Genomic DNA, 10,133 nt, shown 5'->3' with positions numbered 1-10,133 from the left:
TCTCGATATGAGTGTCAGTTTCAAAAACAAGAGAAATAATGATGTTGGGGTCTTTCATTCCGATTAATTCTGTGGTATTTTTAATAAGTCTCATAAGTCTCATAAGTTTCTCCTAATGGTAGTTTCGTCGCTTTTCATTATAGTTCTTATGGGACTTTTTGTGTACACTCAAAAAGCTCTATAATCTCTACAGTGGTTTTACCCACTACAGAAATTATAGAGCCCTTCTTTTTTGATATTTCAGATGTCAAAATGGTCATCTAAGAAAATGTGAGCTGTTATTGCTCTATTTTAGAAGAATTTGCTATGAAATCGTATTTGCCCATCAGCTCTTCGAAAAGGGATAAGAAAAACTGTTATCATTGGAATGAGCGTTGCCTTTTATATGGTTTGCTATCTTATCTAAAATATACTGATTTGATATTGGGGTTTATTATCCTATGGAGTTTTTTGTAAGGCTAAGTGTATCTACATAGCTCTTTCTAATGCCAGTTTGATTGTTTTTCATTGTAAATCATGTAGTCTTATTGTGTCATTAAAAGCCCTATGCTATCTGTGGTTGGATTCTCCACTAGAGATAGTATAAAGGTTGGATTTTGTGGATAATTTTCCAAATGAAGAATGGTGAACGGTGTCAAAAGTTAAGAGTCTGGACAATAGCCCAGACTCTTAAAACGATACTCGAGAAATGACACTTAAGTAGTGGGGGATGAGGAGTCTCCTATCTAATCGGATTTATGTAGGGAACCCCCTTTAGATGGAGATTTTCTGCTCCCGATACCTTATTGATTCCCGATGGTATTTTCTTGGAAACCGTTGGTGTCTTTGAGCCAAGTCTTGTAAATTTGTTCCTTTAATTTATAGACAGCTTCACGAGCACGATTGGTTTCTTGTTGATTTTTTGTATTGACCCCTGTGAGGAGGTTACGAAAGGCATCGACTAATTCTTGGTAGCTAGAGTAGGAGATACCATTTACAGTGACTGGTTTAAACTGCGTCTTAGCTCTCTCCTTGACCTCGCTAAAGTAAGCCTTTTTCCAGTCTTCTAAGGTTTCAAAACGACCTTCTGATACTGTTTGGATAATTAATTTGTCAGATAAGCGTTCATTTTTTGCTTGAGCTAAATGACGATGTTTGTTCGAAGCGTAGCCAAGGAATCCTTTACTGTAGCCATAGTAGCCCCACATATAAAAAGCATTATTTTTAAAACTAATCGCTCCAGCCCCGCCGTCACTAGTGTTTCCACCGTAGATATTAGAGAGCATATGTGGGGTAGTGTAGGTATCCCAATCCAGTCCTCGTCCATCATATTTTCCATTTCCTTGTGCATACTGGATCGAAATATAGTTCCGGTCGATTAGATCGTTGATAGACTGAATGTGATCTGCACTATCCCGCTCTTCTTTGGTCAAATCCCGTACTAGGTCGAGCTGGTCTTTCCTTTCATTATCGTTTTTGGCGTTTGGATGAGGGAGTTTATCCATTTTTTTAAACCATTTATTGATCAGTTCGGGATTGTTTGCTGCAAGAACAGCGTCGGTTTCGGCGTGTGCCAAGACCATAAGGGTATCGATATAGCGGCGCATATAAGCATCGATATCTGCCTTATTGCGGAACTGTTCTGGTGATGGATTGTAGTAACGTGTACCATCGTTTGGTTTGGTAAACATGAGGTTAATCCCGATTTCTCCGCCGTCACGTGGTGATTGAAGGAGACCTTGGGCATAAGCTTCGAAGTCTTGCCCTTCTCGTTTACCATAGCCACCTAAATAGATGCTATCATCGTAGACATGGGTGACTTCGTGTGTAAAGACAGATTGACCATACTCATCGAGTGCTCCTAGTAGGATATAGTGTACCAGTGTTTTTGGTATACCGATAAGGGCATAGGCACCTGTCCAATTGTTTCCATAATATTTGCCAATAGGGCCAAAGAATTCTCGTAATGACCTAAACTCATTCTGTTGTCCATATCGACCAAATTCATCTACCCAACCGTTTTGATTGTAGCCATCCCAGACAGGTAGGTTACGGTCTTTTACCAATCTGCTTTTTACATTATCTTCGGCAATTCGATACCAAGTATCCAGATAATCTCTATGGGCGTCGGCTGCTTTTTTGATGGCTGCTTTCCAAGCTTGGTCCGATAGTTGGGGTTCTCTGTCTCTAGATCCAAATACTAGGGTCGAATAATTAGAGATAAGATAGAGCTGTGATTTTTGTAAGTTGAGGAGGGGAAGAAGGTAGTTGATGAAGTCAGGGTGTTTTAGCTTTGCAAAGGCTCGGTATTCTGCTTGTTTGATTTCTTCAACTGTGGATTGGCGTTCTTCCAAAACAACATGGTTTTTGACGGCATCTTTAAACCAGCTATCGTTATCATGAAAGTCACTGAGGAGTTCCCGGTGATAGTTAAAGAAGTCATCAAGACTATTGATTCCAGTTAAGCTTGAAATATAGTTGGTGTAGGAACTTGCCGAATTTGCTCCACGGAGTGCAGAAAAGTTTCCGCCTAGGCTGATTAGAGTTTCGACTAGGTTGGCTTTCTGAGGATAACTACGGTTTAGGAGGAAATTCTTGGTACGAACATCCCCGACCTTGAAGTTGTAGTAATTGGCTACATGAATCAATGCTAAGGCAATTTTTTCTTTATGTGAGATAATGTCTTCTGGATTAGCTCCATTTTCTAGTAGGAGCTTAACCGTTTCGTCTAAATTCTCTTTTAGGGCTAATAGGCCTTCATCAAAGTAGAGTCGTTTCACACTGATTTCTTGGTTGGTGGTGAGGTTTAATGCCGTATAGACGGCATCAGAATACAAGGAAACACTAGCGAGTGCCTCTTTTACGGTATCAATATCAGTCTGTTCAGCTAGTAAAGTCGGCGTATAGACTAAGTTAGTTCCTGCCAGTTTGTACTCTAATAATCGACTAGTAAAGGAGGTTTTATCTGTTAAATCAAATGTTTCTCTTGTTTTATCAGTATAGAGAACAAGTAGTTTTGTTGCATCGTAAGGATGGAGTTCCTCATCTTTTAAGGCAAAAACTTGCTTGATTTCTTTCTCAAGGAGGTTTCCAGTGACGTGATTTCCTAGTTTGACGATTTCTTCTTTATTATAGTAAGGGATGAGGTATTCCAGGTTCTTGTAGGCTTGATTGTACTCTTTTTGGTAGCCTTTTATCCGTGAGTAGTCTACATGATAGGCATTTGGGTTTGTAAAGGTAGGGGCGAGAGGGAGTCCGATATCGCCTGCTGTTAGTTCAGAGACCTTGGCCTTGACTTCTTCATCGCTCAATAATCGTGTCTGGATTTTATCAATATCTGTCTTACCGCGGGATTTGCTTCCCAGTAGATTATTTTTTAGAATTTTGGCATGGCTATCATTCACATGGGTAGCTCCGTAAAATTGATACCCATTTTCGACGGCTACATTGGCGAGTAGATTATTGGTATTTCCGTTTGTCATGTTGGATCCAATCGCACCTCCAACACTGGCATCTGGAGAACCAGAATTTGTAATCGTTCCTTCTACGTAGGCATTTTGAAGTTGATTGCGTTCTCTTTCCCATAGTGGTGGGTAGGACATGAGTCCGACCAATCCTCCTGTAGTATAGTTACGATTCGCAGGATGTTTTACTTTGATATCAACCTTCGCAGTGGCAGTATCGACAAATGCACGACCCAAATGACCAAATAGTCCTCCTATGCGAGAAGAACCACCTGTATTGGCAGGGGCTTCAATAGAGCCTGTAAAGTGAACATTGCGTACTTCAGTTCGATTATCTACTTTATAGATAATTCCCCCGATATCGCGATTTCCCTTGAGTTTCCCTGTGACAGATATGTTTTCAAGATGCCCACCATCCATAGATACAGCGAGCGTTCCTAATTGCTCTTTCCCGATGATAGTGGCATCTTTGATGACAATATCTTTCAGGGTTGCGGAGGTTATTTTATCAAAGAAAGGACGAGTGAGACCGTACATGGCATATTGGGTATCGCCGTTTTTCCCTGTCAAGCTACCTGAGAACTCTCCCTTAATGATAGTTCCTGTACCAGTCAAGTTAGAAAAATCCATGTTACTGCCAAGGATATAGGTCCCAGCGGGATTCTTGTTCATAGCAGTAACTAAATCGTTAACAGAAGTATAAACATTGTTGATACTTGGATGGAATTTTTGGACGAAAAAGCGGTATCCATCTTGGTAGTCACTAGTATTCTCAGCTTGTTTGAGTTTATCTAGACTAGCAGTGAATTCAAATTGGGTTTGGTTATCCTTTGTGACCTCTTTGACGGCTGTGATTGGAAGAAAAAGATCCTTGAATTTAGAAGAAGCAACCTTGACGTAGTAGTTACTTAGATCACTTGGAGCGTTTTCTATTTCATTCATTGCTATGTAGTTGTTGCCATCTTTTTTAAAGAGCTGAGCTGAGGTGACTTCACGTAGTTCGATGGATTTCTCAACCGTAATTTCCTGTTTTTTACGGCCGATAATGGTTTTATGGGGGATCATCGGGCGAGTTTCAACTCGATTTTCACTGATGACAATGTCGTTACCATCGGCGTCGGTAAGGATTTCTGTTGTAATCGTCAGTTGTCCCGTTTGTCCAAGTTCTTGTTTTGTTTCCCCTTCAAATAGGTTGTCATCCATTTCAGTGACTTGACTAATCGGGATTTCCTCTTGACGAATGACGGTACGGATAAGAGCTTCCGGTAACTCTTCTTGAATGGCTGGCTTTCCGTCTTCATCTCCGTTTTGAGCAATGACCGCTTCTGGTAGTTCTTCTTGAATGGCTGGTTTCCCGTCTTCATCTCCGTTTTGAGCAATGACTGCTTCCGGTAGTTCCTCTTGAATGGCTGGCTTTCCGTCTTCATCTCCATTCTGAGCAATGACCGCTTCCGGTAGTTCCTCTTGAATGACCGGTTTTCCGTCTTCATCTCCGTTTTGCGTTACGACCGCTTCTGGTAACTCTTCTTGAATGGCTGGCTTTCCGTCTTTATCTCCGTTCTGAGCAATGATTGCTTCTGGTAACTCTTCTTGAATAGCCGGCTTTCCGTCTTCGTCCCCGTTTTGAGCAATGACTGCTTCCGGCAGTTCCTCTTGAATGGCTGGTTTTCCGTCTTTATCTCCATTCTGAGCAATGACTGCTTCCGGCAGTTCCTCTTGAATGGCTGGTTTTCCGTCTTTATCTCCATTCTGAGCAATGACTGCTTGAGGTAACTCTTCTTGAATGGCTGGCTTTCCGTCTTCATCCCCATTCTGAGCAATAATTGCTTCCGGCAGTTCCTCTTGTATGGCCGGTTTCCCGTCTTCGTCCCCGTTTTGCGTTACGACCGCTTCTGGTAGTTCTTCTTGAATGGCTGGCTTTCCGTCTTCGTCCCCGTTTTGAGCAATGACTGCTTCCGGTAGTTCCTCTTGAATGGCTGGCTTTCCGTCTTCATCTCCATTCTGAGCAATGATTGCTTCCGGCAGTTCCTCTTGAATGGCTGGTTTTCCGTCTTTGTCCCCATTTTGCGTTACGACCGCTTCTGGTAACTCTTCTTGAATGGCTGGTTTTCCGTCTTCATCCCCATTCTGAGCAATAATTGCTTCCGGTAACTCTTCTTGAATGGCTGGCTTTCCGTCTTCGTCCCCGTTTTGAGCAATGACCGCTTCCGGTAGTTCCTCTTGAATGGCTGGTTTTCCGTCTTTGTCCCCATTTTGCGTTACGACCGCTTCTGGTAACTCTTCTTGAACGGCTGGCTTTCCGTCTTCATCTCCATTCTGAGCAATGACCGCTTCCGGTAGTTCCTCTTGAATGGCTGGTTTTCCGTCTTCATCCCCATTCTGAGCAAAGACCGCTTGTGGGAATGATATCGAATTATGTTGATGTGTATTCGGCCTAGTTTGAGAATGTTCTAGTTTAGATGATGCATTTTTAAATGCAGAGAAAATTTCCTCATCCTTTTCAGTGAAATAACCAATGTAGCGATACCCAGGGATATCTCGGACTCCATCTTGAACAGAAGAAGCCATCAGTTCTTGATTGTACTGTGCTAGTTTTGTAGACGCTTGAACAGAATTAAGGGCTAGTAGTCCGCTACTTGTCATCAAAAATACTAGGAGAACTTTTTTTCTCTTTTTACTGCACATAATGACAAGGGAGCCAATTGTTAAACCGGCAAGTAACCAACCTGTATTTTGACTAGCGGCTGTAACAGGAAGGGCCGTATGACTAGGCTCATAGACAAGATAATAGACATCTTCTGTGACTTGAGGATTATCATAAGATAGTCGGAGTAGCTGTTCTTGTGTCAGTTCAGATTTTTCTAGATATTGAAATTGTGTTACTTTACTCTGAGCGTGGACTGTTGTGAACCAACTAACTCCAATGACTACGGAAGCTACTAGACTTCCAAATTTCCGAATACCAAAACGTTGTCGTTTTTCCATTTCATCTCTCCTAATTTTGAATGTATATCCATGATTACAATATGGTAAACAACTATCAGTATACTAATAGCACAAACAATCTCATTTTACCACCTTTTACATATGAAATCCAATTTTATCAGCTAGAAAATTCATTTTCTGAAATAAATAATTCAATTTTCTAAAATTTAGTAAGTGATATGAAAATACAAAAAATAAACTCTGAAGCGTAAAAAGAGTTCATTTCATTTTCTCTCAAATCGAATACTAAAAAGAATTTTCAAGATTGTAACTAAAAAGGAACTGTATTGTTATTAGAAACGTATCCTTGGAGCATTAACAGTAGATAAATATAGGAAAGTTGCTTTTAAGTTTTCTTATTTCCTTAAATAGTGATGTGAAGGATGACTCACTGAGTCAATCGGATTTTTTTAGTGTAATTTTAAAAGGCTGGAATTTTTCTCCAGCCTTTTAGTTTTTATAAGTAGTTTTCTGCGACAGCTCGATCCCCAGGATAGGTTTCTTTTTTTCCATTAACGATTTGGTACTGATCGGCTCCTTTACCAGCAATGATGACAGCATCATTCTCGTTGGAAGTCAATTTCATTGCTGTTTGAATAGCTGTCTTACGATCAGCGATTGTTGTTACCTTAAAAGAAATATAGCTAGCGATTTCATTCGCAATCGCTAGGGGGTCTTCGTAGTTAGGATCATCAGCAGTTAGAAAAATCTCTAGCTCCGGATGCTGGTTTAACAAGATTCCAAAATCTCTCCGGCGACTTTCTCCCTTGTTACCGGTCGAACCTAAAACGAGAGCTATTTTCCCTTTTTGATGCTCTTGAACAACTGACAGAAGTTTTTGAAGGCTGTCTCCATTATGGGCATAGTCTATAAAAACTTTTGCTTGATTTCGTTGAGTTAACACCTCCATACGACCAGGAACACTTGTTTTAGCAATTCCGGTTGTGATATCAGATAAAGTTGCTCCTAAACGAAGGCAGGCAAGACCGGCTGCTAGTGCGTTTTCTTGATTGAAACGTCCGATTAATTGTATTTGGAATTCTCCAGCTAAACGTCCATTTGTTGAGAAAGAAAAGGCTTCAGAATCAAGAATTTGATTTTTTGATTGCTTACCATAAAAATCGTGTGGTCGGTTACGAACTTGTTCTTTGAGCAAATCAAAGTGATCCATCTCACTGTTTATGACAACTGCATGACTATTTTCCATCAATAGTCGCTTGTGATAAAAATAATCCTCAAAAGTAGGATGTTCAATTGGTCCGATATGATCTGGACTGATATTCAGGAATACTCCAACATCAAAAGTTAGTCCATAGACTCTTTTGACTAGATAGGCTTGGCTAGATACTTCCATAATCAGATGAGTTCGTTGGTTCTTTACAGCTTCAGCCATCATGGAAAAGAGATCCAGACTTTCAGGAGTCGTTAAGGTAGACTTGAAGAAAGTTTTGCCATCAAGTGTTGTATTCATAGTAGAAAGCATGGCAGGACGTTGACTTTGTTCAAGGATTTTGTAGGCAAAGTAAGCAGCTGTAGTCTTTCCTTTTGTCCCAGTGAAAGCAAGGAGTTTTAATTTTCTTTCAGGATGATCATAGAATTCCATCGCAATCAGACTCATTGCTTGTTTGATGTCATTGACAAGGATAACGGGAATCCCCACTTGATAATCATGTTCTGCTACATACCATGTAAGGCCCTCTTTAACTGCTGTTTCTAAGAATTCTCTCTTAAAAGTAGCCCCTTTGACAAAAAAAAGGGTAGAAGGAGTTATACAGCGACTATCGTAACTAAGACTGTCAAAGAGAATATTGGATGCATGATAGGCATATTCATTGTTCGTAAGGATTTCACGGAAATTGTGATCCTGCTTTAAAATGGTTAATACAGTTTCAATTTTTATCATATTTTCATTATAATCCCAAAGCCCATATTTTACAAGTGTCAAGGAAAAGTTTATAATAAAAAGAGAATATTCTAGGATAGAGGACATTTATGAGTCAAGAAAGTAGTAATCAACAGTCCCAGATGTTACGTGGAACAGTATGGATGACTGCCAGTAACTTTATTAGCCGTCTCTTGGGAGCTGCTTACATTATACCATGGTATATTTGGATGGGACAGCATGCTGCTGAAGCAAATGGTCTTTTTACAATGGGTTATAATATATATGCTTGGTTTCTCTTGATTTCTACCGCAGGAGTTCCAGTTGCTGTAGCTAAACAAGTGGCCAAGTTTAATACCAAAAATCAAGAGGAACATAGCTTTGCGCTTATCCGAGGATTTTTAAAATTTATGCTGGTATTAGGGGTGGTGTTTGGGCTTGTCATGTACCTCCTTTCCCCTCTCTTTGCTACCTTATCTGGTGGGGGAAGAGACTTGATTCCTATCATGCAAAGTTTATCTTGGGCCGTGCTAGTCTTTCCCTCTATGAGTGTTATCCGAGGTTTTTTTCAAGGATATAATAATTTGAAACCTTATGCGCTTAGTCAGATTGCGGAGCAGGTTATTCGTGTTATTTGGATGCTTTTAACGACCTTTATGATTATGCAGATGGGTTCAAAGAATTATGTTGATGCTGTAACTCAGTCAACCTTTGCAGCTTTTGTTGGAATGGTGGCTAGTATGGCAGTCTTGCTTTATTTCTTATGGAAAACAAGACTTCTAAGTGCTATCTTTAAGAAGTCTGAAATCGAAGAGTCGATTGATACGAGAACTCTCTTAATTGATACAATTCGTGAGGCTATTCCTTTTATTATTACTGGTTCAGCTATTCAATTGTTTCAGATTTTAGATCAAATGACTTATAGCCATGTCATGTCCTGGTTTACAAATTACAGTCGTTCAGAATTGTTAATTCAGTTTAGTTATTTCTCTGCTAATCCTAATAAAATCACTATGATTTTAATCGCAGTAGCGACTTCGATTGGTGGTGTCGGCATTCCACTCTTAACGGAAAATTACATAAAGGGAGACTTAAGAGCAGCTGGAAAACTTGTTTTAGATAACTTGACCATGTTACTTGCCTTCTTAATTCCTGCTACCTTAGGGGCAGTTGTATTGGCAAAACCACTCTATACTGTTTTTTATGGGATACCAGAGGGACAAGCATTGGGTTTATTTATCCTCGCTATGTTGCAAACCATTATTTTGGGGTTATATACGGTACTTTCTCCAATGATTCAGGCACTTTTCCAAAATCGTAAAGCAATTACTTATTTCCTATATGGAGTTGTAGTGAAAGTAGTTCTTCAGATTCCTTTTATTTATTTCTTTAAATCTTATGGTCCTCTTCTTGCAACAAGTTTGGGGTTACTAGTTCCGATTTATCTTATGTACAAGGAAATCCAAACTATCACTAGTTTTAATCGAAAAATAGTACTGAAACGAGTACTCTTGACGTTCATTTTAAGTCTAGTCATGTTGGTTGGAGTACTATTGCTACAAGGTTTACTGGGTCTCGTTATGCAGCCTACAAGTCGTTTGACTAGTATCGTTTTTCTGGTAGTAATAGGTGGCATTGGAATCGTAGTTTATGGAGGTCTTGGTTTAAAACTTCGCTTTTTTGACCGTTTTATTGGGCAACAGGCAGCTAGTTTAAGAAAGAAATGTCATATTTCATAGCAGTTTTTAATAAAGAAGCTAGGTACTTTTTTGACCTGCACCCAAAAAGTTAGACAGAAAAAATCTAACTTTCGGGGTGCAGTT

The 10,133-nt window shown here is 39.8% G+C and carries 3 protein-coding genes; 1 reads left to right on the top strand and 2 read right to left on the bottom strand.

Features of this window, described 5'->3' with window-relative positions:
- Positions 1-782 precede the first annotated feature (782 nt).
- Both STRDD10_RS06500 and STRDD10_RS06495 read right to left on the bottom strand, forming a co-directional pair.
- Positions 783-6,428, bottom strand: a complete 5,646-nt coding sequence (locus tag STRDD10_RS06500; RefSeq protein WP_067194102.1) for a ZmpA/ZmpB/ZmpC family metallo-endopeptidase — start codon at positions 6,426-6,428, stop codon at positions 783-785.
- 457 nt (positions 6,429-6,885) lie between these two features.
- Positions 6,886-8,331 carry a UDP-N-acetylmuramoyl-L-alanyl-D-glutamate--L-lysine ligase gene (locus STRDD10_RS06495; RefSeq protein ID WP_067194440.1) on the bottom strand — a complete coding sequence of 482 codons (1,446 nt, stop codon included), beginning with the start codon at positions 8,329-8,331 and terminating at the stop codon, positions 6,886-6,888.
- Between the two features lie 89 nt (positions 8,332-8,420).
- Here STRDD10_RS06495 and STRDD10_RS06490 point away from each other — a divergent pair, with 89 nt between their 5' ends.
- Positions 8,421-10,049: a putative polysaccharide biosynthesis protein gene (locus STRDD10_RS06490; protein ID WP_067194101.1), complete on the top strand. Its 1,629-nt coding sequence runs from the start codon at positions 8,421-8,423 to the stop codon at positions 10,047-10,049.
- Positions 10,050-10,133: the final 84 nt, after the last annotated feature.

Origin of the sequence: Streptococcus sp. DD10 (assembly GCF_001578805.1) — a bacterium.
Classification (GTDB): Bacteria; Bacillota; Bacilli; order Lactobacillales; family Streptococcaceae; genus Streptococcus.
The sequence above is the reverse complement of the archived record's forward strand: the minus strand, read 5'-3'. Positions and strand labels throughout refer to the sequence as shown.

Excerpts from the sequence above, each read along its gene's own strand:
- STRDD10_RS06500 (WP_067194102.1), bottom strand. The coding sequence starts at position 6,428 with ATGGAAAAACGACAACGTTTTGGTATTCGGAAATTTGGAAGTCTAGTA.
- STRDD10_RS06495 (WP_067194440.1), bottom strand. The coding sequence starts at position 8,331 with ATGATAAAAATTGAAACTGTATTAACCATTTTAAAGCAGGATCACAAT.
- STRDD10_RS06490 (WP_067194101.1), top strand. The coding sequence starts at position 8,421 with ATGAGTCAAGAAAGTAGTAATCAACAGTCCCAGATGTTACGTGGAACA.